The 26,111-nt window shown below is 75.2% G+C and carries 21 protein-coding genes; 12 read left to right on the top strand and 9 right to left on the bottom strand.

Annotated features, from left to right (window positions below; genetic code table 11):
- Positions 1-75 precede the first annotated feature (75 nt).
- Positions 76-615, bottom strand: coding sequence for an MOSC domain-containing protein (locus tag GV155_RS06880; protein WP_236554110.1), 540 nt, complete (start codon positions 613-615; stop codon positions 76-78).
- On the opposite strand from GV155_RS06880, the gene GV155_RS20670 reads away from it, so the two are divergent.
- The 5 genes from GV155_RS20670 (at position 605) to ppgK (ending at position 5,709) form a co-directional block, all read left to right on the top strand.
- A complete protein-coding gene (locus GV155_RS20670) occupies positions 605-1,717 on the top strand; it encodes a glutamate-cysteine ligase family protein (protein WP_160006453.1) in 1,113 nt (370 codons plus the stop codon). The two genes, GV155_RS06880 and GV155_RS20670, sit on opposite strands and share 11 nt — an antisense overlap.
- Positions 1,714-3,096, top strand: coding sequence for an ergothioneine biosynthesis protein EgtB (gene egtB, locus GV155_RS06870; protein ID WP_160006451.1), 1,383 nt, complete (start codon positions 1,714-1,716; stop codon positions 3,094-3,096). Before GV155_RS20670 ends, egtB begins: the two co-directional genes overlap by 4 nt.
- Before the next feature lie 16 nt (positions 3,097-3,112).
- Positions 3,113-3,841 carry an ergothioneine biosynthesis protein EgtC gene (gene egtC / locus GV155_RS06865; protein WP_160006449.1) on the top strand — a complete coding sequence of 243 codons (729 nt, stop codon included), beginning with the start codon at positions 3,113-3,115 and terminating at the stop codon, positions 3,839-3,841.
- A 94-nt stretch (positions 3,842-3,935) separates the two neighbouring features.
- A complete protein-coding gene (gene egtD, locus GV155_RS06860; protein ID WP_236554108.1) occupies positions 3,936-4,898 on the top strand; it encodes an L-histidine N(alpha)-methyltransferase in 963 nt (320 codons plus the stop codon).
- A gap of 19 nt (positions 4,899-4,917) precedes the next feature.
- Entirely contained in the window at positions 4,918-5,709 is a 792-nt protein-coding gene (ppgK, locus tag GV155_RS06855) for a polyphosphate--glucose phosphotransferase (protein WP_160006447.1), read from the top strand.
- A gap of 90 nt (positions 5,710-5,799) precedes the next feature.
- Here the strand turns inward: ppgK and GV155_RS06850 are convergent, their stop codons facing one another.
- The gene (locus GV155_RS06850) at positions 5,800-6,729 is read right to left on the bottom strand and encodes an aminoglycoside phosphotransferase family protein (RefSeq protein WP_236554106.1); all 930 of its coding nucleotides are present in this window, start codon (positions 6,727-6,729) and stop codon (positions 5,800-5,802) included.
- 73 nt (positions 6,730-6,802) lie between these two features.
- Between GV155_RS06850 and asnB the strand changes: the two genes are divergently transcribed.
- Genes asnB through GV155_RS06835 form a run of 3 tightly spaced genes read left to right on the top strand, consistent with a single transcriptional unit; the run spans position 6,803 to position 10,083 of the window.
- Entirely contained in the window at positions 6,803-8,383 is a 1,581-nt protein-coding gene (gene asnB / locus GV155_RS06845; RefSeq protein WP_160006443.1) for an asparagine synthase (glutamine-hydrolyzing), read from the top strand.
- A 23-nt stretch (positions 8,384-8,406) separates the two neighbouring features.
- Complete coding sequence (locus GV155_RS06840) at positions 8,407-9,792, top strand: amidase (protein WP_160006441.1); 1,386 nt, start codon at positions 8,407-8,409, stop codon at positions 9,790-9,792.
- A gap of 9 nt (positions 9,793-9,801) precedes the next feature.
- On the top strand, positions 9,802-10,083 hold the full coding sequence (locus tag GV155_RS06835) for a hypothetical protein (RefSeq protein ID WP_201300092.1): 282 nt from the start codon (positions 9,802-9,804) through the stop codon (positions 10,081-10,083).
- A gap of 207 nt (positions 10,084-10,290) precedes the next feature.
- Here GV155_RS06835 and lepA read toward each other — a convergent pair whose 3' ends face one another.
- On the bottom strand, positions 10,291-12,174 hold the full coding sequence (lepA, locus tag GV155_RS06830; protein WP_160006439.1) for a translation elongation factor 4: 1,884 nt from the start codon (positions 12,172-12,174) through the stop codon (positions 10,291-10,293).
- 212 nt (positions 12,175-12,386) lie between these two features.
- Between lepA and GV155_RS06825 the strand changes: the two genes are divergently transcribed.
- The 4 genes from GV155_RS06825 to rpsT all read left to right on the top strand — a co-directional run bounded on the left by GV155_RS06825 (position 12,387) and on the right by rpsT (position 16,338).
- Positions 12,387-13,973: an alkaline phosphatase D family protein gene (locus tag GV155_RS06825; RefSeq protein WP_160006437.1), complete on the top strand. Its 1,587-nt coding sequence runs from the start codon at positions 12,387-12,389 to the stop codon at positions 13,971-13,973.
- Positions 13,974-14,015: 42 nt separating this feature from the next.
- Positions 14,016-14,804, top strand: a complete 789-nt coding sequence (locus GV155_RS06820; RefSeq protein ID WP_201300091.1) for a pyridoxamine 5'-phosphate oxidase family protein — start codon at positions 14,016-14,018, stop codon at positions 14,802-14,804.
- Between the two features lie 100 nt (positions 14,805-14,904).
- On the top strand, positions 14,905-15,885 hold the full coding sequence (locus GV155_RS06815; protein ID WP_236554104.1) for a phosphotransferase: 981 nt from the start codon (positions 14,905-14,907) through the stop codon (positions 15,883-15,885).
- A gap of 195 nt (positions 15,886-16,080) precedes the next feature.
- Positions 16,081-16,338, top strand: coding sequence for a 30S ribosomal protein S20 (gene rpsT, locus GV155_RS06810; protein ID WP_160006435.1), 258 nt, complete (start codon positions 16,081-16,083; stop codon positions 16,336-16,338).
- A gap of 90 nt (positions 16,339-16,428) precedes the next feature.
- Here the strand turns inward: rpsT and holA are convergent, their stop codons facing one another.
- The 6 genes from holA to leuS all read right to left on the bottom strand — a co-directional run bounded on the left by holA (position 16,429) and on the right by leuS (position 26,059).
- Positions 16,429-17,403 (bottom strand): DNA polymerase III subunit delta, encoded by a 975-nt coding sequence (holA, locus tag GV155_RS06805; RefSeq protein WP_160006433.1) that lies wholly within the window; start codon positions 17,401-17,403, stop codon positions 16,429-16,431.
- A gap of 60 nt (positions 17,404-17,463) precedes the next feature.
- Positions 17,464-19,812 (bottom strand): ComEC/Rec2 family competence protein, encoded by a 2,349-nt coding sequence (locus GV155_RS06800; protein ID WP_160006431.1) that lies wholly within the window; start codon positions 19,810-19,812, stop codon positions 17,464-17,466.
- Positions 19,813-19,821: 9 nt separating this feature from the next.
- Positions 19,822-20,769: a ComEA family DNA-binding protein gene (locus GV155_RS06795; protein WP_160006429.1), complete on the bottom strand. Its 948-nt coding sequence runs from the start codon at positions 20,767-20,769 to the stop codon at positions 19,822-19,824.
- Between the two features lie 100 nt (positions 20,770-20,869).
- Positions 20,870-21,733 (bottom strand): DegV family protein, encoded by an 864-nt coding sequence (locus tag GV155_RS06790; protein ID WP_201300090.1) that lies wholly within the window; start codon positions 21,731-21,733, stop codon positions 20,870-20,872.
- A gap of 25 nt (positions 21,734-21,758) precedes the next feature.
- Positions 21,759-23,489, bottom strand: coding sequence for an alkaline phosphatase D family protein (locus GV155_RS06785; RefSeq protein WP_160006427.1), 1,731 nt, complete (start codon positions 23,487-23,489; stop codon positions 21,759-21,761).
- Between the two features lie 80 nt (positions 23,490-23,569).
- The gene (gene leuS, locus GV155_RS06780; RefSeq protein ID WP_160006425.1) at positions 23,570-26,059 is read right to left on the bottom strand and encodes a leucine--tRNA ligase; all 2,490 of its coding nucleotides are present in this window, start codon (positions 26,057-26,059) and stop codon (positions 23,570-23,572) included.
- Between the last annotated feature and the right edge of the window lie 52 nt (positions 26,060-26,111).

Genomic DNA, 26,111 nt, shown 5'->3' with positions numbered 1-26,111 from the left:
CTCCTGGCGACGGCCGAGACGGGTGGGCGGGACTGGTGGTGCCGGCGGGACTGGTGCGTAACCTAGTTCACATGGTTACGCGTCGGTAGGCATACCCGCCGGGCCGCCCAGATAGGCCGCCACCCGTTCCCTCGCCTGCACCGGAAGGCCCTCGACGCGCAGCAGCTCGGGCAGCAGGTCCGGGTGGCCGTGCAGCGCACGGAAGAAGGTGGTCACGGTGACCCCGTGGCCGGGGCGGTGCACCACCTCGAGCGGGTCCCCGGCGGCCACCGTGCCCGGCACGAGCACCCGCAGGTACGGCCCGGGGCGCCCCTCCTCGGCGAAGCGACGGACCCAGGCCCGGCTGTCGTGTCCCGTCCGGCCCATCCAGGTCTTGAAGTCGTTGCAGGGCGTCCGGACCGAGGCGACCTCCAGCACCGTGCCGTCCGGGCCGCCGACCCGCCAGCGCTCCCCCATCTCGGCCTCGTTGACGTCGATCCCGGTGGTGGTCAGGTTCTCCCCGAAGTGGCCGTCGGGCAGCTCGGTGCCCAGCACCCCGGCCCAGCGGTCGAGGTCCTCGCGGGCGAAGGCGTAGACCGCCTTGTCCGGCCCGCCGTGGTGACGGGTGTCGGCCACCTCGTCGCCGTCGAGCCCGAGCGTCGCGCGCGGCGCCACGCCGGCCCCGGTCCCGCTCCCCCACCTCCGGGAGGTCCTCGCCGCGGCGGGGCCCCCACCACGGGGAAGCCGCCTCACCTTCGAACCCGGCGGGCAGGTCGAGCTCAGCTCCCTGCCCCACCAGGGCGCCAGCGCCTGCTGGTCGGCGCTGGAGGAGGACGCACGGCACGTCCGGACCGCGCTCGAGGCGGCCCGGCTCCGGCTCCTCGACACCGCCCTGGACCCGTACCGCGTCCCCCGTCGCCAGCTGCAGCACCCCCGCTACGACGCGATGGAGCAGCACTTCGTCCGCGCCGGCGGCGCCTCGGCCTCGATGGGCCCGGCCATGATGACCACCACCGCGGCCTGCCAGGTCAACCTCGACGTCGGGCGCGACCGCGCCGACGCCCACCGGCGGTGGGCGCTGCTGCACGCCGTCGGCCCGGTGATGGTGGCGGCCTTCGCCAACTCACCGGTCGACGCGGACGGCGACACCGGGTGGCGCTCGGGTCGGCAGCGGGTCTGGCAGGGCCTGGAGCGTGGCCGTACGTCCGCGCCCCAGGACGGCGACCCGGTGGCCGCCTGGACCGACTACGCGCTCGACGCCTCGGTGATGCTGCGTCGGGGGAAGGACGACGACTGGGCCGGGCCCGCCGGCTGGACGCTGCGCGACTGGCTGCTCGCCGACGACCCGCTCGCCGAGACCGACCTGGCGCTGCACCTGACCACGCTCTTCCCGCCCGTACGGCCCCGGGGCTGGTACGAGGTGCGCTACCTCGACACCCAGCCGTACCGCTGGTGGGTGGTCCCGACCGCGGTGCTGGCCGCCCTGCTCGACGACCCGGTCGCCTCGGCCGCCGCCGAGGAGGCCTGCGCGGGCCTCGACGACTGGACCGCCGCCGCGCGCGACGGCCTGGCCGCCCCCGGGCTGCAGGCCGCCGCCGTGGCCTGCCTCGACGCGGCGCTCGCCGCCCTGACCCGCCTCGGCGAGGACCCCGCGCTGGTCGCGCTGGTCGCCGCCTTCCGCGACACCTACACCGCGTCGGGCCGCTGCCCGGCCGACGACCCCCTGGAGACCGCATGACCTCCCCCGAGACCTCGACCGAGTCCTCGACCGAGACCCTCCCCGGCACCGACGTCCGCACGCTCGACGAGCACGCGCTGCGCCAGCACGTCGCCGACGAGCTCGAGCGGGTGCGCGAGCGCAGCGCCGGGCTGACCACCGCGGTGCTGGACGAGGGCGAGCTCCTGGCCCAGCACTCGCGGCTCATGTCACCGCTGGTGTGGGACCTGGCGCACGTCGGCAACTACGAGGAGCTGTGGCTGCTGCGCGAGACGCACGGCGACGCGGCGATGCGTCCCGACATCGACGACCTCTACGACGCCTTCGAGCACCCCCGCGACACCCGGCCCAGCCTGCCGCTGCTGCGACCCGACGAGGCCGGGGACTACCTGGCGCTGGTGCGACGCAAGGTCCTCGACGCCCTCGGGACGACCCCGGTGACGGCCCGCGAGGACCGGCCGGACCCCCTGCGGGACCACGGCTTCGTCTTCGGGATGGTGATCCAGCACGAGCACCAGCACGACGAGACGATGCTGGCCACCCACCAGCTGCGCCGCGGCGCCCCGGTGCTGCCGGCCACCGACGGCCTCCCCGCCCCGGCCGGCCCGGTCGTGGCCGCCGAGGTGCTGGTGCCGGCCGGCCCGTTCGTGCAGGGCACCTCCGACGACCCGTGGTCGCTGGACAACGAGCGGCCCGCGCACACCGTGGACGTCGGCGCGTTCGCCATCGACACCACCCCGGTGACCAACGCGGCGTACCTGGCGTTCGTGGAGGACGGCGGCTACGACGACCCGCGGCTCTGGAGCACCGCCGGGTGGCGCTGGCGCTGCGAGAGCGGCAAGCGCGCGCCGGCGTTCTGGTTCCGCGACGCCGGCACCTGGCTGCGCCGACGGTTCGCCCGCGTGGAGGAGCTGCCGGCGGCCGAGGCCGTCCAGCACGTCTGCTTCCACGAGGCGGAGGCGTACGCCCGCTGGGCCGGGCGGCGGCTCCCGACGGAGGCCGAATGGGAGAAGGCGGCCTCCTGGGACCCGGTGACGGCGACCAAGCGGCGCTTCCCCTGGGGCGACGGCGCCCCCGACGAGCAGCGCGCGAACCTCGGCCAGACCCGGTTCCGGCCGACGGCCGCCGGCTCGTACCCCGCGGGCGCCTCCGCGTACGGCGCCCTGCAGATGGTGGGCGACGTGTGGGAGTGGACCTCGACGGTGTTCACCGGCTACCCCGGATTCCGCCCGTTCCCCTACCCGGAGTACTCCGAGGTCTTCTTCGACGACGGCTACCGCGTGCTGCGCGGCGGCTGCTGGGCCACCGACCCGCAGGCCGTCCGCACCACGTTCCGCAACTGGGACCACCCGATCCGCCGACAGGTCTTCTCCGGCTTCCGCACCGCGCGCGACGCCTGAGGACGGCGAGCACCCGATGTGTCGCCACCTGGCCTGGCGCGGCGAGCCGCGCTCGCTGCACGACCTCGTCCTCGCACCCCCGCACTCGCTGGAGACCCAGTCGTGGGCGCCGCGGCGCCAGCGGCACGGCACCGTCAACGTCGACGGGTTCGGGGTCGGGTGGTGGGTGCCGGGTCGGGCCGAGCCGGTGCGCTACCGCCGCGCGCAGCCGATCTGGACCGACGCCTCCTTCGCCTCGCTGGCGCCGACCGTGTCCGCGACCTCGGTCGTGGCCGCGGTCCGCTCCGCCACGCCGGGCACGGCGCCCGACGAGGGCGCGGCGGCCCCGTTCACCCACGGCCCGTGGCTGGTCAGCCACAACGGCCGCCTCGGCGACTGGGCCGCCGCCCGCGCGGCCCTCGGGCCCCGGGCCGCCGACGTGCCCGACACCCGCGCGGGCGTCGACTCCGCCCTACTGGTGGGGCTGGCCCTCGCCCGGTGGCTCGACGGCGTGCCGCTGGACGAGGGGCTGGCCGCGGCCACCCGTGACGTGCTCGACCACGGCGGGGGGCGGCTGACCACGCTGGCCGGCGACGGTGCGAGCATCGCCGGCGTCGTCCACGGCGAGCCGATGTGGACCCTGACCGGCCCGACCGGGGTCCTGGTCTCCTCCGAGCCTCACGACGACGACCCCGCCTGGACCGAGGTCCCCGACGACCACGTCCTGGTCGTGGACGACGACGGCTTGCGCCTGCACCCCCTCTGACCCTGCCTGACCCTGCCTGCCTGACCCTGCCTGCCCGACCCTGCCTGCCCGCCCATCCACGCAGCAGTCCGCTGCACCCCACGAAGGAGTGGCCGTGCCCACCATCGACCGACACCTCACGCCCGACGACCTCGCCGCCACGATGCGCGAGGACGTACGACGCGGGCTGACCGCCTCGCCCAAGGTCCTCGCACCGAAGTACTTCTACGACGGCCGTGGCAGCGAGCTCTTCGAGGAGATCACCCGGCTCCCGGAGTACTACCCGACCCGTGCCGAGCGCGAGATCCTCCAGACCCGGGCGGGCGAGATCGCCGACCTGACCAAGGCCCGCACGCTTGTCGAGCTGGGCTCGGGGTCCTCGGAGAAGACGCACCTGCTCCTCGGGGCGCTGCGCGACGTGGGGTCGCTGGAGCGGTACGTGCCCGTGGACGTCAGCGTCGACGCGATCGAGTGGGCGATGCCCGGCCTCGTCGAGGCCTACCCCGGGGTCGAGGTGCACGGCGTGGTGGCCGACTTCGAGCGGCACCTGCACCTGCTGCCCACCGAGGGGCCCCGGCTGGTGGCCTTCCTCGGCGGCACGGTCGGCAACTTCGAGCCCGACCAGCGTGCGGCCTTCCTCGCCGCCGTGGCGGCCACGATGACGCCCGGCGACGCGCTGCTGCTGGGCACCGACCTGGTCAAGGACCCCGCCCGGCTGGTCGCGGCGTACGACGACGCGGCGGGGGTCACCGCCGACTTCGACCTGAACGTGCTGCGGGTGATGAACGCCTCGCTGGGCGCCGACTTCGACGTCGACGGCTTCGAGCACCTGTCGGTGTGGAACGCCGAGGACGAGTGGATCGAGATGCGGCTGCGGTCGCGGCGTGCCCAGCGGGTGCGTCTCGCGGCGCTCGACCTCGAGGTCGACTTCGCCGAGGGCGAGCAGGTGCGGACCGAGATCTCGGCCAAGTTCCGCCAGGCCAAGGTCGAGGCGGAGCTCGAGGCGGCCGGGCTGCGCCCGACCGCGTTCTGGACCGACGAGGCCGGCGACTACGCCCTCTCGCTGGGCACCGCCTGATCTGACAGGGTTGCCCTCCATGAGCAGCAGCGAGACGACGCGCCCCGACCCGGGGCACCTGGCCGGACTCCCGCTCGGGGTCGACATCGGCGGCACCGGGATGAAGGCGGCGCCCGTCGACCTCGGTGCGGGCGACTTCGCCGCGGAGCGGGTGCGCGAGCGGACCCCGCAGCCGGCGACCCCGCAGGCCGTGGCCGACGCCCTGGCCCGGGTGGTCTCGACGTTCCCCGTCTCCGACGCCCCGGTCGGGGTGACCATGCCGGGGATCGTGCGCCACGGCGTGGTCGGCTCCGCGGCCAACATCGACGCGGCCTGGGTCGGCACCGACGCGGACGCGCTCTTCAGCCGCACCCTGGGGCGCGCGGTGCACGTCGTCAACGACGCGGACGCCGCGGGCCTGGCCGAGGCGACCTACGGCGCGGCCCGCGGCCGCCGCGGCCTGGTCCTGGTCACCACCCTCGGCACCGGCATCGGCTCCGCGCTGGTCCACGACGGGCAGCTGGTGCCGAACTCCGAGCTGGGGCACCTCGAGCTCGACGGCCATGTCGCCGAGCACCGCGCGGCCAACTCCGCCCGGGAGCGCGAGGAGCTGACGATGGCCGCCTGGGCCGAGCGGCTGACCCGGTTCTACCGGCACCTGGAGCGGCTCTTCTCCCCCGACCTGTTCGTCGTGGGCGGGGGTGTCAGCAAGAAGGCCGACGAGTTCCTGCCGCTGCTCGAGATCGACACCGAGATCGTGCCGGCCACGCTGCGCAACAAGGCCGGCATCGTCGGTGCGGCGCTGGAGGCAGACCGGGCGGCCGGGCGCTGAGGGGACGCTGGTCCCGGCGGGGCCGGGGACGGGACGTCGTCCGAGCCGTGGAGACGTCTCCACGCTCCGCATGACGTTTCGCGGGCGGTCTCACTCCTGGACGGCCTTGGCCACGCTCACGCACCGCGTGAGCAGGTCGGCGTCGGGGGCGCGACGGGCGGTGCGGGCGTCGTCGAGCTCCCAGGCCGCGTTCAGCACCATCCGGACCACCGCCCAGTCCCGGGCCCGGTCCTCGTCGAGGCCGGCGGCGTCGATGGTCGCGTGGAAGCGGCGCCGCACCCCGCCGCGGACGTCGCCGGCCAGCTCCTCGAACCGGTTCCACAGCAGCGGCGCGACCTCGTAGTGCGGGTCGCCGTCGACCGGCTTGGGATCGATGGCCAGCCACTCCTCGCCCTCGCGGTCCGGCGTGGCCAGGACGTTGCCGTAGTGCAGGTCGCCGTGGATCGTCGTGCCGGTGCTGGCGGGGTCGGCGGCGAAGGACCGGCCGAGCGAGACGGCCTGCTCGACCAGGCGATGCGGGAGCGGGGCGTCGCGCGGGAGGGCGGCCAGCGCCTCGGCCCAGCGGCCGACGTACGAGGTCAGCGACGCCAGCTGCGGCAGCGCGGGCCGGTGCAGCCGGTGGTACAACGCCGCGACCGTCTCGCAGGCGGCGAGGTCCCACTCGTCGGAGAGGTCCTGCGTCGAGAGCCGCTCGAGCAGCAGCGCACGGCGCCGCGGGTCGGCGCGCAGCAGGCGTACGGCGCCGTCACCGTCCCACTGCCGCAGCGCGAGATGCTCGTGGGCCGACTCGGCGTCTCCGTCGAAGCCGAGCTTGAGCGCCCCGGGGCGTCCGTCGGGGTCACGCACCGGGAGCACCAGCGAGCACCAGCCGTAGGCAGGCGTCCCGTCCGGGGCCAGCCGCCACTCCTCCAGGACCTCGGCGCGCCGGCGGGGCAGCAGGTCGACCCACGCGGCCCAGTCCGGTCCGCGCGCGGCCATCGCACGCACCCCCGCAGGCAGGTCGTGCGGGGATCCGGTCACGCCGCAGGACGCTAGCCGTAACGTGGGTGGACCACGATGGGCGCACCACCCAGCCGACCCAGGAGTCCCCCGCATGTGCGGAATCGCCGCCGTCCACGACCGCCGACCGACCCCCGAGCGGCTGCAGGAGGGACGCCGCCTCGGTGAGGCGATGATCGGCCCGCTGCGCCACCGCGGGCCCGACGGCACCGGCTCCGAGCAGGTCGGTCCCACCTGGCTGGGCCACACCCGGCTCGCCATCGTCGACCTGGCCGGCGGCGCCCAGCCGATGACCGGCGGGATCGGCCCCGACAAGCACGGCCCGCGCGACCACCGCGACGGCTGGTGGGTGGTCGCCAACGGCGAGGTCTACAACCACGACGTGCTGCGTGAGGAGCTCGCCGGGCCGTTCCGCACCCGCTCGGACTCCGAGGTGGTGCTCCACCTGGTCGCCGAGGCCGGGGCGGACGCGGCGTACCGGCTGTTCGGGATGTACGCCTTCTGCGTCGCCCACCCCGACGGCGGTGTGGTCCTGGGTCGCGACCCCCTCGGGGTGAAGCCGCTCTACTGGGCCGACGTCGACGACCGCGTCGTCGTGGCCTCCGAGCTGGCCGCCTTCGCACCCGAGCTGCGCCCGCACGTCGAGGAGTTCCCTCCCGGGCACGTCTGGACCCCGGACGGCGGACTGCGCCGGGTGGTGGACCTGCGTCACGACCCGCTGGGCGGCGGCACCGGAGTCGGCGCGCCCTTCACCGACCGCGACGAGGCGCTGGCCGCGGTGCGGGAGGCCGTCGTCGAGGCCGTCCGCGAGCGGATGATGGCCGACGTCTCGCTCGGGGTCTTCCTCTCCGGCGGGCTCGACTCCAGCATCGTGGCCGCGGTGATGGCCCGCGCGGCGGAGCCCGGCACGGTGGTGCGCTCCTTCGCCGCCGGCACGGAGGGCAGCGCCGACCTGGCCGCGGCCCGGGTCGTCGCCACGCACCTCGGGCTGGAGCACCTCGAACGTGTCTACACCGACGACGAGGTGGTCGCGGTGCTGCCCGACGTGGTGCGCTCCACCGAGAGCTACGAGCCGTCGCTGATCCGTTCTGCCGTCCCGAACTACCTCCTCTCCGAGCTCGCCGCCCAGCACGTCAAGGTGGTGCTGACCGGGGAGGGCGCCGACGAGCTGTTCGCCGGATACCACCACCTGCGCGAGCTCTCCGCGGCCGACCTCGCCCAGGCGCTCGTGGACGGCATCGAGGTCCTGCACCACCTCAACCTGCAGCGCGCCGACCGGGTCAGCATGGCGTTCGGGCTGGAGGCGCGGGTGCCGTTCCTGGCCCGCCAGGTGCTCGAGGTCGCCCAGCGGGTGCCCGTGGAGTGGAAGCTGCTCGGGGACGACGGGCAGCCGCAGGCCCAGGAGAAGGCGCTGCTGCGCGAGGCGTTCGCCGGCTGGCTGCCCGAGGAGATCCTGTGGCGGCGCAAGGAGCAGTTCGGCGACGGGTCGGGCACGACCGACGTGATGGCCCGCCAGGCTGCCGCGATGGTGCCCGACGAGGACTGGGCGTCGGTGTCCCTGCCGGGCCTCCCGCCCGCCCGTACCCGCGAGGAGCTCGGCTACCAGCGGATCTTCGCCGAGCACCTCGACGGCGTCCGCGCCGACCGGGTGCTGGGCCGGTTCGCCCACGCCTGACCGGCCCTGACACGCTGAGCGCCGTGAGCCTGCGAAGCCCGCACGCGTCCGTCGAGGGCGCCGTCCTGGCCCGATTCCGACAGATCGAGAGCGGCGACGGTGCGTTGCGCAGCCTCGTGCTCGTCGGCGAGGCCGGCGCGCTCCGGCACGCCCGGGCCCTCGACGACGAGGCCGCCGACGGGACCGAGCCGCGACCGCTCGCCGGGCTGACCTTCGTGGTGAAGGACAACATCGACGTCGCCGGCCAGGTCACGTCGTGCGCCAGCCACGGGCACCTCGGAGTGCCCGCGGCGTACGACGCGCCGGTCGTCACCCGGTTGCGCGCCGCCGGCGCGGTGCTGCTCGGGCGCGCCAACATGGACGAGCTGGCGATGGGTGCCTCCACGGCGACGTCGGTGCACGGGGCGACCCGCAACCCCCACGACCACCGCCGCAGCCCGGGCGGGAGCAGCGGCGGGTGCGCGGCCGCCGTCGCAGCCGGCCTGGCCGACCTCGCGGTCGGTACCGACACGGGCGGCTCCGTGCGGGAGCCGGCGGCCCAGTGCGGGGTGCTGGGCCTGGCACCCTCCCCGGGCCTCGTGCCGGTGGGCGGGGTGGTCCCCTTCGACCCCACCTGCGACCGGGTCGGTCCGATCGCGGCGGACGCGGGTGTGCTCGCCGCGGCCCTGGCGACGATGACCGGACGCACGCCCCGGCCCGTCCGCGGAACCGGCCCTGGCCCCGGCTCCGGCCCCGGCCTCGGCCTCGGGGGGAGCGCCGAGCTGGCCGGCCTGCGGGTCGGCCTGGTCACCGAGCTGTCCGACGCGACCAACCAGCCGGGCGTCCTCGCCCGCCTGCACGAGTCCGCCGACCGGCTCCGCGCGCTGGGCGCCGTCGTCAGGCCGGCCACCGTGCCGGACGCGCCGCGGGCGCTCGCGGCGTACCTCGACCTGACGTCGGTGGCCGCCGCCCGGGAGCTCGCCCCGTGGCTGGCCGGCGGCCGCTGCGGCCCCGAGGTGGTACGCCGGCTCCGGCTCGGGCGGTCCCTGGCCGAGCACCGGCCGGGCGTCCTGGCCGAGGCGGCCGAGGTGCGCCAGCGGCTGCGCGCGCAGGTCGCCGCGGCCCTGACCGACCACGACGTGCTGCTGTCCCCCACCCTGCCGACGACGGCGCCGCTCTTCGCGCCGGCCGGTCCGCCGAACGCCTCGGTCGCCGACCCGATGCTCGCGCCGTACACCGACTGCTGGACGGTGGTGGCCAACCTGGCCGGGGTGCCCGCCCTGTCGGTGCCGGCCGGGACGTCACCGGCCGACGGGATGCCGGTGGGCGTCATGCTCACCGGCAGCGTCGGGTCCGACGACCGCCTGGTGGCGCTCGGGGCGCTGCTGGCCAGGCCCTGCCCGCTGCCGGACCAGCCGGTGCCGGACTAGCCTGGACCCGTGACCACCACGGCGCCGCCCCGTCAGGACCCCTCGACCGAGGTGGATCCCGTGACGTCGATGTTCGCGAGCGGCTCGGTCACCGAGCACGTCCTCCGCGGGATCCTCGGGCTGGGCCTCGTCGTCGCCGCGTTCGCCCTCGCCGGTCGCCAGCCGCTGGCGCTGCTGCTGCTCGTGCCGGCCGTGGTCGCCTGGCGCGGCTGCCCGACCTGCTGGCTGATGGGGCTCGGCGCCACGCTGAGCCGGGGCCGCGTCGGCGGCACCTGCCGCCTCCCCCGCTGATCCGGGCCGGCTCGCCGCCGGGTCCCCGGGCCGGCCGGGCCGCCGGGCGCGGGAAGTCCCCGGTCGACCGGGGACTTTCGAGTACTTGACGGGCAAGTTTCGAACTTGTCGGCCTTTGCAAAGCCGGACATGTTCAGAAGTCCCCGGCCGACCGGGGACTTCTGAACCCGGAGCGGAACGCCCGCTCCGCCCCGGAGCGGGGCGGACCTACTTCTTGCCCTTCTCCCCGCTGGAGCCGGCGCCGTCGTTGGTCAGCGCGGCCACGAAGGCCTCCTGGGGGACCTCGACGCGGCCGACCATCTTCATCCGCTTCTTGCCCTCCTTCTGCTTCTCCAGCAGCTTGCGCTTGCGGGTGATGTCGCCGCCGTAGCACTTGGAGAGCACGTCCTTGCGGATCGCGCGGATGTTCTCGCGGGCGATCACCCGGGCGCCGATCGCGGCCTGGATGGGCACCTCGAACTGCTGGCGCGGGATCAGGTCCTTGAGCTTGCCGGCCATCGAGACGCCGTAGGCGTACGCGCCGTCGCGGTGCACGATCGCCGAGAACGCGTCGACCGGCTCGCCCTGGAGCAGGATGTCGACCTTGACCAGGTCGGCGGCCTGCTCGCCGGCGAGGTTGTAGTCGAGCGAGGCGTACCCCTTGGTGCGCGACTTCAGCAGGTCGAAGAAGTCGAAGACGATCTCGGCCAGGGGCAGCGAGTAGCGCATCTCGACCCGGTCCTCGGAGAGGTAGTCCATCCCCTTGAGGGTGCCGCGCTTCATCTGGCAGAGCTCCATGATCACGCCGATGAAGTCCGCGGGCGCCAGCAGCGTGGCGTCGACGACAGGCTCGCGGACCTCGCCGATCTTGCCCTCGGGGTACTCGCTGGGGTTGGTGACGGTGTGCAGCGAGCCGTCCTCCATCGTCACCTCGTAGCTCACGCTGGGCGCGGTCGAGATCAGCTCGAGGCCGGACTCGCGCTCGAGGCGGTCGCGGGTGATCTCCATGTGCAGCAGGCCGAGGAAGCCGCAGCGGAAGCCGAAGCCGAGCGCGCCCGAGGTCTCCGGCTCGTAGGTGAGCGAGGCGTCGTTGAGCTGGAGCTTCTCCAGCGCCTCGCGCAGGTCGGGGTACTGGTCGCCGTCGATCGGGTAGAGCCCGGCGAAGACCATCGGGTTGGGGTCGGCGTAGCCGCCCAGCATCTCGGTGGCACCGCCGTGCTGGCTGGTGACCGTGTCGCCGACGCGCGACTGGCGCACGTCCTTCACCCCGGTGATCAGGTAGCCGACCTCGCCGACGCCGAGCTCCTTGGCGGGGTTCGGCTCCGGGCTGATCACCCCGACCTCGAGCATCTCGTGCGTCGCGCCAGTCGACATCATCTTGATCCGGTCGCGGTGGGTCAGGCTGCCGTCGATCACGCGGACGTAGGTGATCACGCCGCGGTAGGTGTCGTACACGGAGTCGAAGATCAGCGCCCGGGCGGGCGCCTGGGGGTCGCCGACCGGCGGCGGGGTCTGCTTGACGATCTCGTTGAGCACCGACTCCACGCCCACGCCGGTCTTGGCCGAGACGCGCAGGACGTCCGAGGGGTCGCAGCCGACCAGACCGGCGAGCTCGGCGGCGTACTTGTCGGGGTCGGCGCTGGGCAGGTCGATCTTGTTCAGCACCGGGATGATGTGGAGGTCGGCCCCCATCGCCAGGTACAGGTTGGCCAGCGTCTGCGCCTCGATGCCCTGGGCGGCGTCGACCAGCAGGATCGCGGCCTCGCACGCGGCCAGCGAGCGCGACACCTCGTAGGTGAAGTCGACGTGGCCCGGGGTGTCGATCATGTTGAGCAGGTAGGTGCCGGGCTCCGCGAGCTCGTCGTTGTCCTCGGGCACCGTCCAGGGCATCCGTACGGCCTGGCTCTTGATGGTGATGCCGCGCTCGCGCTCGATGTCCATCCGGTCGAGGTACTGGGCGCGTGCGGCACGGGCGTCGACCACCCCGGTCAGCTGCAGCATCCGGTCGGCCAGGGTCGACTTGCCGTGGTCGATGTGGGCGATGATGCAGAAGTTCCGGATGATCGCCGGGTCGGTGCTGCCGGGCTGCGGAGCAGCGGAAGTCTTGGGCACGTCGTCATTTCTGTAGCGAGGCGGCGGTCCCCTCCAGTGTCCCACGGCCCCCCGCCCCGGACCGAACCGCCGAGATGACGCTCGCGGACGGCCGAGATGACGCCCGCGGCGCGTCGAGGTGACACTTCCGGACACCCGCGCGCTCCGGTACGGACACCCGCGCGGCCCACGGCGGTCGTCGGGCGTTCACGCCGGCGTGGGGAAGGTGTCCCATGACCTCCTCGGGACCCTCGCGTCGTGCCCTGCTCGGGGCGGTGCCGCTGCTCGGTGGCGCCGTCCTCCTCCCCTCGTCCGCAGCGTCGGCCGCGACGGCGGGGGCCACCGCTCCCTCAGCGGCGCCCGCGCTCGTACGCCGGGACCGCCCCCGGCTGACGCACGGCGTCGCCGCCGGGGACGTCGGCGTCGACTCCGGCCAGCTGTGGGCGCGCGCCGACCGACCCTCCAGGCTCTGGGCCGAGGTCTCGGCGGACCCGTCGTTCCGGCGCTCCCGCTGGGTGCGCGGCCCGCTGGTGACGCCGCGCACCGACCTCACCGGCCAGGTGCCGCTGCGCGGGCTGCCGGCGGGGCGCGACGTCTTCTACCGCATCACCGCGGTCGACGAGCACCGGCGCCAGGCCACCAGCCGACCCGGGACCGGACACCTGCGCACGGCGTCGCGCCGCCCGGCCGACGTCTCGTTCCTGTGGTCCGGCGACATCGCCGGGCAGGGCTGGGGCGTCAACCCGGCGTACGGCGGGTTCCGCATCGCGGACGCGATGACCGCCCGCGACGCCGACTTCTTCCTCTGCAGCGGCGACAACGTCTACGCCGACGGGCCGCTCGAGGAGCAGGTGCTGCTGCCCTCCGGCGAGACCTGGACCAACCTGGTCACCCCGGAGAAGAGCAAGGTCGCCGAGACCCTGGCGGAGTTCCGGGGGCAGTACCGCTACAACCTCGAGGCCGACAACTGGCGCGCGTTCCTGGCACAGACGCCGATCGTGGCGCAGTGGGACGACCACGAGGTCACCAACAACTGGTACCCCGGCGAGGTCCTCACCGACGAGCGCTACACCGAGCGCCGCGTCGACGTGCTCGCGCGGCGCGCGAAGCGGGCCTTCCACGAGTACCTCCCGGTCGCCCCGATCTCGCCGGACCCCGACGGGCGCGTCTACCGCGTGCTGCACCTCGGACCGATGCTGGACCTGTTCGTGCTCGACATGCGCAGCGCGAAGGACCCGAACACCGCCAACGACGAGACGACCGGCGACGGTGGCGTCCTGGGGCGTACGCAGACCCGCTGGCTGCTGCGCGAGCTCGAGCGCTCGCGCGCCACCTGGAAGGTGATCGCCGCCGACCTCCCGATCGGCCTCGTCGTGCCCGACGGCACCGCCCAGGAGGGCATCGCGCAGGGCGACGGCGGCTCGCCGCTGGGCCGCGAGATCGACCTCGCCACGGTGCTGCGGGGGCTGAAGCGGCTCGGCATCCGCAACCACGTGTGGCTGACCGCCGACGTCCACTACACCGCTGCGCACCACTACTCCCCCGAGCGCGCGTCGTTCACCGACTTCGACCCGTTCTGGGAGTTCGTCTCCGGGCCGCTCAACGCCGGCGCGTTCGGCCCGAGCGCCCTCGACGGCACCTTCGGACCGCGGGCCGAGTTCGTCGCCGCGCCGCCACGGCCCAACACCTCGCCCGCCGAGGGCTCGCAGTTCTTCGGCGAGGTCGGCATCGACGGCACCACCCAGGCGCTGACGGTGACGCTGCGTGACGTCGAGGGCGGCGCGCTGTGGTCGAGGACGCTGGAGCCCGAGGACCGCTGACCGGCGGTGGGCGCAGCAGACCGGGGACGGCAGACTGGGGGCGTGACCGACCCGTCCTCCGACCTGCCGCGCCCGCTCGCCCGCCTGGCCGACCCGGCGTACCTCTCGTTCTGGCGCGAGCGGCACCTCTGCACGGTGACCACGCCGCGTCCCGACGGCGGGCTGCACGTCACGCCGATGGGCGTCGTGCTCGACGCCGACGGCAGACGCGCATGGGCGGTCACCTCCCGCGGCTCGGTCAAGGCCCGCAACATCCGCGCCGGCGGCGAGGACGGCGTGCCGGTCGCGATCGGCACGGTCGACGGGCGGTGGTGGACCTCGCTCGAGGGCACCGCCCGGGTCAGCGAGGACCCGGCGGTCGTGGCCGAGGCCGAGGAGCGGTACGCCCGCCGCTACCGCGTGCCGCGCCCCAACCCCGACCGGGTCGCCGTGGTCGTGGAGCTGGTGCGCGCGCTCGGCTCGGTGCCCGAGCAGGACCCCGCCCGGGTCGTCGCGGCCTGGCACGAGGCCGTCGAGGCCGGCGCCGTACGCCGGGCGCTGGTGCTCTGCTCCCCCGACGTCGCGGTGGGTGGTCCGCGCGGGGAGGCCCGCGGGACCGAGGTCATGCGGGCCTGGCTCGAGCGGTCCGGGATCTCCCTGGAGCCCCAGCACGAGCTGACCGCGGACGGTGGCCGCGTCGTGGTCCACGAGCGCGCCCGGTGGCGTACGCCTGACGCGCCCGCCGACGTCCCGACCACCGAGCCGGCCGACACGTGGGTGGTCTTCGAGGTGGCCGACGGGCTGATCACCGCGGTGCACCGCTACGAGACCGAGGCCGAGGTGCCCGCCTGACGCCTCCCGGAACGGGTCGAAGGCGCCGAAATCGTCATCTCGACGCGCCGCGAGCGTCACCTCGGCCGGTCGGGAGCGTCATCTCGGCGACGATGGTGCCGTGGTGGCCCCCTCCCCGATCCCTTCGCTGGTCCCGCACGGGCGTACCGCCCGGCGCCTGGAGTGGCGGTTCCTGCCGGTCCCCGTGCGGCGCCTGGTGGAGCAGCGGTGCGGCTCCCCCGTCGTCGAGGCCGTCTCCCAGGGCGGTGGTTTCACGCCGGCGTTCGCCTCGGTGCTCACCTGCGCCGACGGCAGCCGCCACTTCGTCAAGGCGGCGTCCGTGCAGGCGCAGCGCGCGTTCGCCGGGTCGTACCGCGCGGAGGCCCGCACGCTCGCGGCCCTGCCGGGCACCGTCCCGGCTCCCGCGCTGCGGTGGGTCCACGAGGACGACGAGTGGGTCGTGCTGGGCCTCGAGCACGTCGAGGCCCGGCCGCCGGGCCGGCCGTGGGACGCCGCGGACCTGGACCGCTGCGTCGACGCGCTCACGCAGACCGCCGGGGCGCTGACCCCCGCGCCCGCGGGGCTGGTGGCAAGGTCCGGCCCGGCCACGCTGGCCGACGACCTCGCGGACGCACCGGGGTACTGGCACCTGCCGCGGGTCGCCGCGGTCGCGTTCCCGCTGCTGGCCGAGCGCCGCGAGCAGGCCGCCCGGCTCGCCGCGGGCTTCGGCGCGGCCACGGCCGGCTCGACCGTGGTCCACACCGAGGTCCGGGACGACAACCTGCTCCTCGCCGACGACGGCCGGACCCTGGTCTGCGACTGGGCCTGGCCCGCGATCGGGGCCGCCTGGGTCGACACCGTGCTGCTGATGATCGGCCCCCGCGGCGACGGCCTGGACGTCGACGAGGTCCTGGCCCGTGGGCCCCTGACCCGCGACGTGCGACCCGCCGACGTCGACGCGCTGCTCGCGCTCGTCACCGGCATGTTCCTGCACTCGGCGACGCTGCCGGTGCCGACCACCTCGCCGCACGTCCGCGAGGCGCAGCGGTGGCAGGCCGAGGTCTGCTGGACCTGGCTCTGCGAGCGCCGGGGCTGGCGGTGAGCCGCCGCTGCCCTGGCTGGCGCGGCCCGTAGGCTGGGTGTCGACGGCAACGGCTGACGCCGGTGGCCCGGCGCCTGATTTGGGCGCCTCCGGGCCCGCTGCTAGCCTTGCCTGTCGCAGTGGGGCGCTGACGCGCCCGCTCACCAGACGTACCAGGCACCGACCGGCAGCACACCCGACGACGAAGGCGTAGCAGTGGCGAACATCAAGTCCCAGATCAAGCGGATCAAGCAGAACGAGAAGCGTCACCAGCGCAACAAGGCGGTCAAGAGCGACCTCAAGACCGCCATCCGCAAGTTCCGCGAGGCCGCCGACTCCGGCGACTCGACCGCGGCGACCCTCGGTCAGGCTGCGACCCGCAAGCTCGACAAGGCCGTCTCCAAGGGCGTCATCCACAAGAACCAGGCCGCCAACCGTAAGTCGGCCATCGGCAAGCGCACCGCCTCTCTCTGAGCCGGCGCCGCCTGGGCGGCCGAGCCTGACGTCACGACCCGCCGGGGTTCCCCGGCGGGTCGTCGTCGTCCCCGGGCGTCGGTACGCAGGTCAGCGCGCGTCGCGCAGCGCCGCAACCGTGAGCACCAGGCGCTCCAGGGTGTACGCCGCGTCGCTGGCCGCGCCCTTCACGTCGGCGTCGGCGCGCGCCACGGCCCGGATCGCGGCCGCGAGGGCCTCGTCGGGCCAGGACCGGGACTGGTCGCGCACCTGGCGGACCTTCCACGGCGGGACGCCGATCTCGCGCGCCAGGTCGGCCTCCCGCATGCCCCGCGGCGCCCCCTTGTAGCGGGCCATGCCCCGGACGCTGCCGGCGAAGGCCGAGGTGACCAGCACCGGTGCCGTGCCGTTGTCGAGCGCCCAGCGCAGCTCCTCGAGCGCCGCCTGGCGGCGACCGGCGAAGGCGGCGTCGGCCACGGCGAAGGACTTGGCCTCGGCGCGGCCGCCGAAGTAGCGGCCGACGACCTCCTCGGTGATCCGCGCCCGTCCGAAGTCGGAGGCCAGCTGCGAGGCCGCGGCGGCCAGGCCGCGCAGGTCGTGACCGACGGCCTGCACCAGCGCCTGGGCACCCTCGCGGTCGATGGTTGCCCCGTGGGCCCGGACCTCGCCGGCCACGAAGGCCGACAGCTCGGAGGCCTTGACCTCCCCGGTCTTCTCCTCGGTGACCGCAGCGACCTTGCGCAGCTTGGCCAGCAGCCCGGTGCCCTTCTGGCCCCCGCCGTGGACCAGGACGAGCGCGACGTCCTCGGCCGGCGCGGCGGCGTAGGACAGCAGGCCGGCCGCCGACTCCTCGGGGAGGTCCTGCAGGCCACGCACGACGACGCAGCGGACGGTGGAGAACAGCGAGGGCGCCGCCAACTCGCCCAGGGTCGCCAGGCTCAGCGACGAGGCATCGGTGTCGGCCAGCTCGGCCTCGGCGTCGTGCCCGCGGACCACGCCGCGGACCCGGGTGACGACGCGCTCGGCGAGGTACTCCTCCTTGCCGGTCACCAGCAGCACCCGGCCCAGGACGTCAGCAGGTGACATGCGAGCAGCCTCCCACAACGCGCCGACACACCCGGTCCGGGCTCGGCCCGTCCGGACGGCTCACCGGCCGACCACCGTCACGGGCCCGCCGTCGGGGCCAGGGACGACCGCGAGGTCACCCTCCTCGTCGGTGCGGTGGACCGCGGTGCCGGCCGCCTCCAGGGTGGAGAGGACGTCGGGCGCGGGGTGGCCGTAGTCGTTGTCCGCACCCACCGAGACCAGCGCGGTGCCCGCCGCCAGCCCGGTGAGCCAGTCGAGGTCCTGGTACGCGCTGCCGTGGTGGGGCACCTTGAGCACGTCGACGCCGAGGTCGGCGCCGCCCAGCTCGGCAGCGATCCGGGCCTGGCCGGTCGGCTCCACGTCGCCGGTCAGGAGCAGGCGTACGCCCCCCACCTCGGCCAGCAGGACCACGCTGGCGTCGTTCGCGCCCGACCCGTCGCCCGCGCCGTCGGTGACCGGCCCGGGCTCGGGCCAGAGCACCTGGAGGACCACGTCACCGACCCGGACGGTGCCGGGTGGCGCCGGCACGGCCGCGGCGTCGCCCGCGGCCGCGAGGTCGTCGGCGACCTGGGCGGCACCCGAGGGCGGGTCGTGCACCCGGGTCGTGACCACATGGCCCACCGCACGGTCCTCCAGCACGCCGGGCAGCCCGTCGACGTGGTCGGCGTGGAAGTGGGTCAGCACGACCAGCGGGACCTGCGTGACGCCGAGCCGGCCGAGGCACCCGTCGACCAGCGCCGGCTCCGGTCCGGCGTCGACCACCACCGCGCTGCCCGGACCGGACCGCAGCACCAGGGCGTCGCCCTGTCCCACGTCGCACGCCACCGCCACCCAGCCCGTCGGCGGCCAGGAGCTCCCGGGCAGCGGGACCCGTGCCCCCACCACGGCGACGAGGACCACGACCACCAGCACGGCCAGGACGCGCCGTCTGAGCACCCACGGTGCGAGCAGCGCCACCAGCACGGTCAGCAGCGTGAGGACCGCCAGCGCGAGCACCCCGGTCCCCCACGTCAGCGCCGGCAGCGGCAGGTCAGCGCCCCTCCGGGCCACCAGGACGATCCACCCCACGCACCAGGCCGCGAGCGTGCCGGGCCCCCGCGACACCGTCTCCGCGAACCCCCCCGGCAGCCCCACCAGCCCCGCGACGAGGCCGAGGACGGTGGCGGGACCCACCACCGGCCCGACCAGCAGGTTGGCGCCGACGGCCACCAGGCTCACCTGCCCCGAGATCGCGGCCACCACCGGGGTGCAGGCCAGCTGGGCGGCCAGGGGCACGGCGACCGCCTCGGCCAGCACCCGGGGCAGCCACCCGGCGAGGGCGTCGCGCATCCCGGGGCCTAGCAGGACGATGCCGGCCGTCGCGAGCACCGACAGCGCGAAGCCGGCCGCCGCGGCCAGGTGCGGCTGCAGCAGCACGAGGACCAGCACCGCCAGGCCGAGGGCACGCAGCGCCCGGTCCCGGCCGTCGAGCCCGAAGGCCAGCAGGCCGACGGTGCCCATGGCGGCGGCCCGCAGCACGCTCGGCTCGGTGCGGGCGAGCAGCACGAACCCGACCACGCCGAGGGCCCCGACGACCATCAGCCACCGGCCGCGGACACCGACCCAGCGCGCGAGCACCAGCAGGAACCCGACCACCAGGGTGAGGTTGGTGCCGCTCACCGCGGTCAGGTGGGTCAGGCCCGTCGTCGCGAAGTCGGCCTCCAGGGCGGGGTCGAGCCCGGCGTCGTCGCCGTCGACCAGGGCCGGCACGAGGGCGGCCTGCTCGGGTGGGCGGTGGTCGACGGCGGTCCGGATGCTCGTGCGCAGCCGCGTGGCGGCGCGCCAGGCAGGACCGGGCGGTGAGACCACCTCGGGCGCCCGGCCGCCCAGCAGGAGCGCCGCCAGGTCGGGGTCGTCGGCGGCGGCGAGCCGGCCCGTCGTCGTGACCTCGGACCCGAGCTCGACCGAGGCCCACTCCGGCCCACCCAGGACGAGCACGGGCGCGGAGAGCAGGAAGCGGTCCCCCCGGCCGGTGACGTCGCGGACGTCGAGGCGGACGGCGACCAGGTCGGCGAACCTCCCCTCCACCGTGCGCGGGTCCGTGACCACATGGCCGGTCAGGGTCACCGCCGCGCCCTCGGCGGCCAGCGCCGTCACCGGGCTCTGCGTGACCGCCTCGGCTCGCAGCACCGTCGCGCCCGCACCCGCGCCCAGGGCGACCAGCACGCCGAGCACGGTCACGAGGGGCGCCGGCCCACGCCGGGTCGCGACGGCGCCGACCACCACGACCGGCACCAGCAGGACCGGGAGCAGGACGGCGGGACCGCCGTACGCCCGCGCCAGCAGCGCCCCGACCCAGGCGGCCGCCCCCACCAGCACCAGCCGCAGGTCGGTACGGCGCGGCTCGTCCTCGGCGGCCGGGACCCTCACGGCCGGCTCTCAGACCGTCGCGTGCGGGGCGATCTGCGCCAGCGTGACCTCGCCGATCCCGTCCACCTCGAGCAGCTCCTCCACCGCGGTGAAACCGCCGTTCTCCTCCCGCCAGGCCACGATCGCGGCCGCCGTCACCGGACCGACCTCGGGCAGCGCCTCCAGCGCCACGACGTCGGCGGTGTTGAGGTCCACCGTGCCCACCGGCGTCCCCGCCGCGGCGGTCGGGGCACCCGGGGCAACCGGGGCAGCCGGGGCAGCGGGTGCGGGCGCTCCCGCGGTCGTCGTCCCGGCGGCCGGCGCACCGACGAGGACCTGCTCACCGTCGTCGAGGACCCGGGCCAGGTTGAGCGGGGACAGGTCGACACCGGGCCGGGCCCCGCCGGCCTCCTGGAGGGCGTCCACCACCCGCGAGCCGGAGGGCAGCGTGACGACGCCCGGGCGGCGTACGCGGCCGGCGACGTCGACCGTGACCTCGCCCTCCGGCGCCGCGGACGACGCATCCACCGGCCCTGCCGGCCCTGCCGGCTCCGCCATCCCCGTGGTCCCCGGCGTCGCCGCCACCGGTTCCAGCGCGACCAGGTCCGCCGCCGGCTCCAGCCCGACCGCGGGCGCCGGGGCCTCGACCGCCCGGGCGTCGGCCCGCAGCACCCACCACGCCGTCACGCTGAGCGCCACCGCGACGACCACCGCGAGCACCGCGAGCTGGGCACCGCCGAGCGCGACCCGCCCGCGCAGCGGCGCCGGCACGACACCGGCGACCACCCCTCCCACCGCGCGCCCGGCGACCGCCCGCGGCTCCGCGGCGGCGCGGCGCGAGACGTGCCGCCCCGGAACCGGGAGCACGTACGGGTCGCCCGGGCCTGGCAGGTCGGGCGGCCGGACGCGCAGCGCGTCCCTGCGGCGCTGCAGGACGTCGTCGTACGTGCCGGGGCCGGAGTCGGTGGGCGGGCGCATGGGCGTGACGCTAGGAAGCGATCCGGTCCCGGCGCGGGCCCTGGGCCGCCACCGGTGGACGACGGCGCGGGACGCGTCCCTGTGGACGTCCTCGGGCCGGTCAGGTGCGGGGCGCCACGCAGACCGCGATCGTCCCGGGCCCGACGTGCGCCCCCAGGACCGCCCCGAGCTCGGCGCACCACACGTCCCGGCCCTCTAGCTGGTCCGCGAGGCGCTCGCCCAGAGCGGCCGTGAGGGCGGCGGCACGCTCCTCGCTGGCCAGGTGCGCGACGCCCACGTCGACCGGGCCCGACCCGGCCCGCTCGACGGCGAGCTCCTCCAGCCGCGCGAGCGCCCGGCCCGAGGTGCGGACCCGTTCGAGGCTGCTCACGACGCCGTCCTCGATGGTCAGCAGCGGCTTGACCGCGAGCGCACCGCCGAGCAGGGCGGCGGCCGCGCCGACCCGGCCGCCCCGTCGCAGGTACTCCAGGGTGTCGACGTAGAACAGCGCCGAGCAGGCCGCAGCCCGCTCCCGCGCCGCCGCCGCGGCCTCCTCGACCCCGCCGCCGGCCTCGAGGACCTCGGCGGCGCTGACCGCGGCGTACCCGGTCCCGAAGCCGACCTGGCGGGTGTCGACGACCGTCACCGGCACCGGTGACTCCCGCCGGGCCAGCTGGGCGGCCTCGACGGTGCCGCTCATCTGCCCCGACAGGTGCACCGAGAGCACGGCCTCGGCCCCGGCGTCGGCCGCGGCCCGGTACGCCTCGAGCAGCCGGGCCGGCGCCGGGCGTGACGTGCTGACCGGCACGTGCTCCCGCAGCGCCCGGGCGACCCGTCCCGGCGTGGCCTCCGGCGACCCCTCGAGGTGGGCGTGCGGACCGACGACGACCTGCAGCGGCACGACGACCAGCGAGTGCGCCGCGACGACGTCGGCCGGCAGGGTCGCGGTGGAGTCCGTGACGACGGCGACCCGGGCGATCGGCATGCGCGCACGCTACTGCCGCCGCGGGTCAGGGCCGGACGCCGGTCTCCTGCTCGATGGTGTCCGCGACGATCTCGGCGTCGCTCGGCAACCGCCTCCGCGCCGCGGTCCGGGCCGGCAGCGGCGAGTCCGAGACCCGCTGGGCACCGGGCACGCCGTCCTCGACCTTCCACTCCGTGCGGGTGAACGCCTCGGCGTCCGGGTCGGTCACCGAGGGCAGGCAGCGGAAGCGGGCGTGCAGCGCGTCGGGCGTGATCGTCGTGCTGACGTACCCGCGCAGGTTGGTCCAGAACCGCAGGTTCGGGTTCTGCGGGAACCACGGGTGCTCGCCGGTCGGCGCGTCGTACCCGTCACCGCCGGAGGTGATCGAGGAGGTGACCAGCTCGGAGCCCACCAGGCCCGAGGACGGGTCGGACTGGTCGCGGTAGAGGTCGGAGATCCAGTGCGCGTGGACGTCGCCGGTGAGGACCACCGGGTTGCGCACCCCGCCCTCGACCCAGGACCGCACCACCCGGTCGCGGGAGGCCGGGTAGCCGTCCCAGGCGTCCATCGACACCGTCCGCGCGGCCCCGGGGTCGCTGTCGCGCTGGCCGAAGAAGACCTGCTGGGCCAGCAGGTCCCACCGGGCCCGGGAGTCGCGCAGACCACGGTCCAGCCACGCCTCCTGCTCGCCGCCGGTCAGGGTGCGCGCGGGGTCGGCCGCCTCCGGGCAGTCCTGGTAGCCGTCCCCGCACGCCTGGTCGGAGCGGTACTGCCGGGTGTCGAGCAGGTGGAAGGTGGCCAGCGAGCCCCACTGCACCCGACGGAACAGCTGCAGGTCGGGGCCCCGCGGCACCGACCCGCGACGCAGCGGCATGTTCTCGTAGTACGCGCGGTACGCTGCCGCCCGCCGGTCCGCGAAGCCGGCCGTCTCCGCGACCTTCTCCGGGACCAGGTCGGCGTAGTTGTTGTCGACCTCGTGGTCGTCCCAGATCACCAGCCACGGCGCGACCGCGTGGGCGGCCTGCAGGTCGGGGTCGGTCTTGTACTGCGCCAGGCGCTGACGGAAGTTCGCGAGGGTGACCGTCTCGGGCCCGACGTGGGGCCGCCCGACCACGCTCGTGCCGGCGGGGCCCTCGTACTGGTAGTCGCCGAGGTGCACCACCACGTCCGGCTGCTCCTCGGCCAGGCGCCGGTAGGCGGTGAAGTAGCCGACGGGGTAGTTCGAGCAGGAGGCGAACGCCATCGCCAGCGAGGCGACCCGGGCCCCGGGCGCCGGGGTGGTCCGGGTGACACCGGCCGGGGACACGTGCCGGCCGACGCGGAAGCGGTAGTGGTACTCCCGGCCCGGCTCGAGACCGGTCAGCTCGACGTGCACCGAGTGCGCCGCCTCCGGGCCCGCGCCCACCGTGCCGCGGCGTACGACACGGCGGAACCGGTCGTCGGTGGCGACCTCCCAGCGCACCGGGTAGCGGCGCGAGGGCATCCCGCCCAGCCCGTCGTCGGCCAGCGGGTCCACGGCCAGGCGGGTCCAGATCACGAACCCGTCGGGGTCGGGGTCGCCCGAGGCGACCCCGAGGGTGAACGGGTCGCGGTGGGTGGGCGGTGCCGCGGCCGTGGGGCGCACGCCGGCGGCGTGGACCGGGGCGGAGGCACCCGTCGCGGCGGTGCCGACGGCCAGGCCGGTGAGCCCGGCGGCGGCCAGGACCGTACGTCGGGTCGCCGGCCGGGGCGCCGGGGTGGGGGTGGGCAGGGCGGAGCGGGGTTCCCGAGAGGTCATGCACCCAACCGACCCCGTGCCGGCGACCCCCGCGCGTCCCCGGGGTGAAGCCCCGGTGACCCTTGCCCGTCCGGCGCGCCTCAGACCACGACGTTGACGAGCTTCGGCGCGCGCACGACGACCTTGCGGACCGCGCGGCCCTCGATCGCGCGCTGCACGCCCTCGTCGGCCATCGCGGCCGCCTCGAGGTCCGCAGCCGAGATGTCAGGGCTGACCTCGAGGCGCGCACGCACCTTGCCCTGGACCTGGACGACCGCGGTCACCGAGGCCTGCACCAGCAGGGCCGGGTCGACGCCCAGCCAGGTCGACTGCGCGACGCACGGCTCGTGGCCGAGTCGTTCCCACATCTCCTCGGCGACGTACGGCGCGACCAGGCTCAGCAGCTGCGCGACCGTCTCCGCGGCCTCGCGCACCGCCGGGTCGGCCGGCCCCGCGCCGGTGTCGATGGCCTTGCGGGTGGCGTTGACCAGCTCCATGGTGCGGGCGACGACCACGTTGAACTTGTGGCCCTCGACCAGGCGCTGCACCTCCTCGACGGTGCGGTGGGTGGTCGAGCGCAGCGCGGCGTCGCCGCCGGCCGGGTCGGTCCCGGGCGCGCTGGTGACGTCGCCGGCCAGGCGCCAGGCGCGCTGCAGGAAGCGCAGCGAGCCCGACGGGCTCATCTCCGACCAGTCGATGTCGTCCTCGGGCGGGCCGGCGAAGACCAGCGTCAGGCGCACCGCGTCGACACCGAACTCGTCCAGCTGCGCGCCCAGGTTGACCCCGTTGCCCAGGGACTTGCTCATCTTCTTGCCCTGGTTGATCACGAAGCCCTGGTTCAGCTGCGCACCGAACGGCTCGCCGGTCTCCAGCAGGCCCATGTCGCGCAGCACCTTGGTGAAGAAGCGGGCGTACAGCAGGTGCAGCACGGCGTGCTCGACACCACCGATGTAGAGGTCGACGTTCATCCAGGCGTTGGTCACCGCCGGGTCGAACGGGCCGCCGGTGTAGTGCGGCGAGCAGTAGCGCAGGAAGTACCACGACGAGTCCACGAAGGTGTCCATCGTGTCGCTGTCGCGCTTCGCGGGTCCGCCGCAGGACGGGCAGTCGACGTTCACCCAGTCCGCGGCCGCGGCCAGCGGCGAGACGCCCTTCGGCTTCAGGTCCGCGCCGCGCAGCTCGGGCAGCTCGACGGGCAGCTGGTCCTCGGGCACGTCGACCTCGCCGCACGACGGACAGTGCACGACCGGGATCGGCACGCCCCAGTAGCGCTGGCGCGACAGCAGCCAGTCGCGCAGCCGGTAGTTGACCGTGCCCTCGCCCAGGCCCTTCGACTCCAGCCACGGGATGACGACGGCCTTGGCCTCGGCCACACCCATGCCGTCCAGGTCGATCTCGTCGTTGGCGGAGTTGATCGCCGCGCCGTCGCCGGTGAACGCCTCGCCCTCGAAGTCGGCCGGCGGCTGCACGGTACGGATGACGGGCAGGTCGAAGCGGGCCGCGAACTCCCAGTCGCGCTGGTCCTGGCCGGGCACCGCCATGATCGCGCCGGTGCCGTAGTCGGCCAGCACGTAGTCGGAGGCCCACACCGGGACCTGCGCGCCGGTGACCGGGTTGGTGGCGTGCACGCCCAGGAAGACGCCGGTCTTCGGGCGGTCGGTGGCCAGCCGCTCGATGTCGCTCGCGCGCCGCACCTCGGCGCGGTACGCCTCCAGCGCCTCCTGCTGGTCGTCGGTGCACAGCTCGGCGGCCAGCGGCGCGTCCGCGGCGACGACCATGAAGGTCGCGCCGAAGACGGTGTCGGGGCGCGTGGTGTAGACCCGCAGCGGCTCGTCGCGTCCCTCGACGACGAACGAGACGTGGGCGCCCTCGGAGCGGCCGATCCAGTTCCGCTGGGCCGTGACCACGCGGTTCGGCCAGGTCGCCTCCAGCGCGTCCAGCTCGCCGAGCAGCTCCTCGGCGTAGTCGGTGATGCGGAAGTACCACTGGGTCAGCTCGCGCTTGGTGACCTCGGCGCCGCAGCGCTCGCAGGCCCCGTCGACGACCTGCTCGTTGGCCAGCACGGTCTGGTCCTGGGGGCACCAGTTGACGGCGCTGTTCTTGCGGTAGGCCAGGCCCCGCTCGCGGAACTTGGTGAACAGCCACTGCGTCCAGCGGTAGTACTCCGGGTCGGAGGTGTGCAGCCGCCGGCTCCAGTCGAAGGCCAGGCCGTAGTGGCGCATCGAGGCGGCCTGGGTCTCGATGTTGGCGTAGGTGTAGGTCGAGGGGTGCTCGTCGTTGCGGATCGCGGCGTTCTCGGCCGGCAGCCCGAAGGAGTCCCAGCCGATCGGGTTCATCACCTCGTAGCCGCGGAAGCGCCAGTAGCGCGCGACGACGTCGTGCAACGCGAACACCTCGGCGTGGCCCATGTGCAGGTCGCCCGAGGGGTAGGGGAACATCGTCAGCGCGTACCGCTTCTCGCGCGGGCTGTCGTCGTCGGCGGTGAACGGCTCGCGCTCGTCCCAGACCCGGCGCCACTTCTCCTGGAGCGCGACGGCGTCGTAGGTCTCGGCGTCACCCGTCGCGGTCTCGGGCGGGGTGGTCTGGGTCATCACGGGGTCCTTCGGGTCGGGCTGCTGCGGGCATGAAAAAACCCCTCACGCA

Source organism: Nocardioides sp. AX2bis (assembly GCF_902506435.1).
Classification (GTDB): domain Bacteria; phylum Actinomycetota; class Actinomycetes; order Propionibacteriales; family Nocardioidaceae; genus Nocardioides.
Note: the sequence above shows the minus strand (reverse complement) of the source record. Positions and strands in the feature narration are given on the sequence as shown.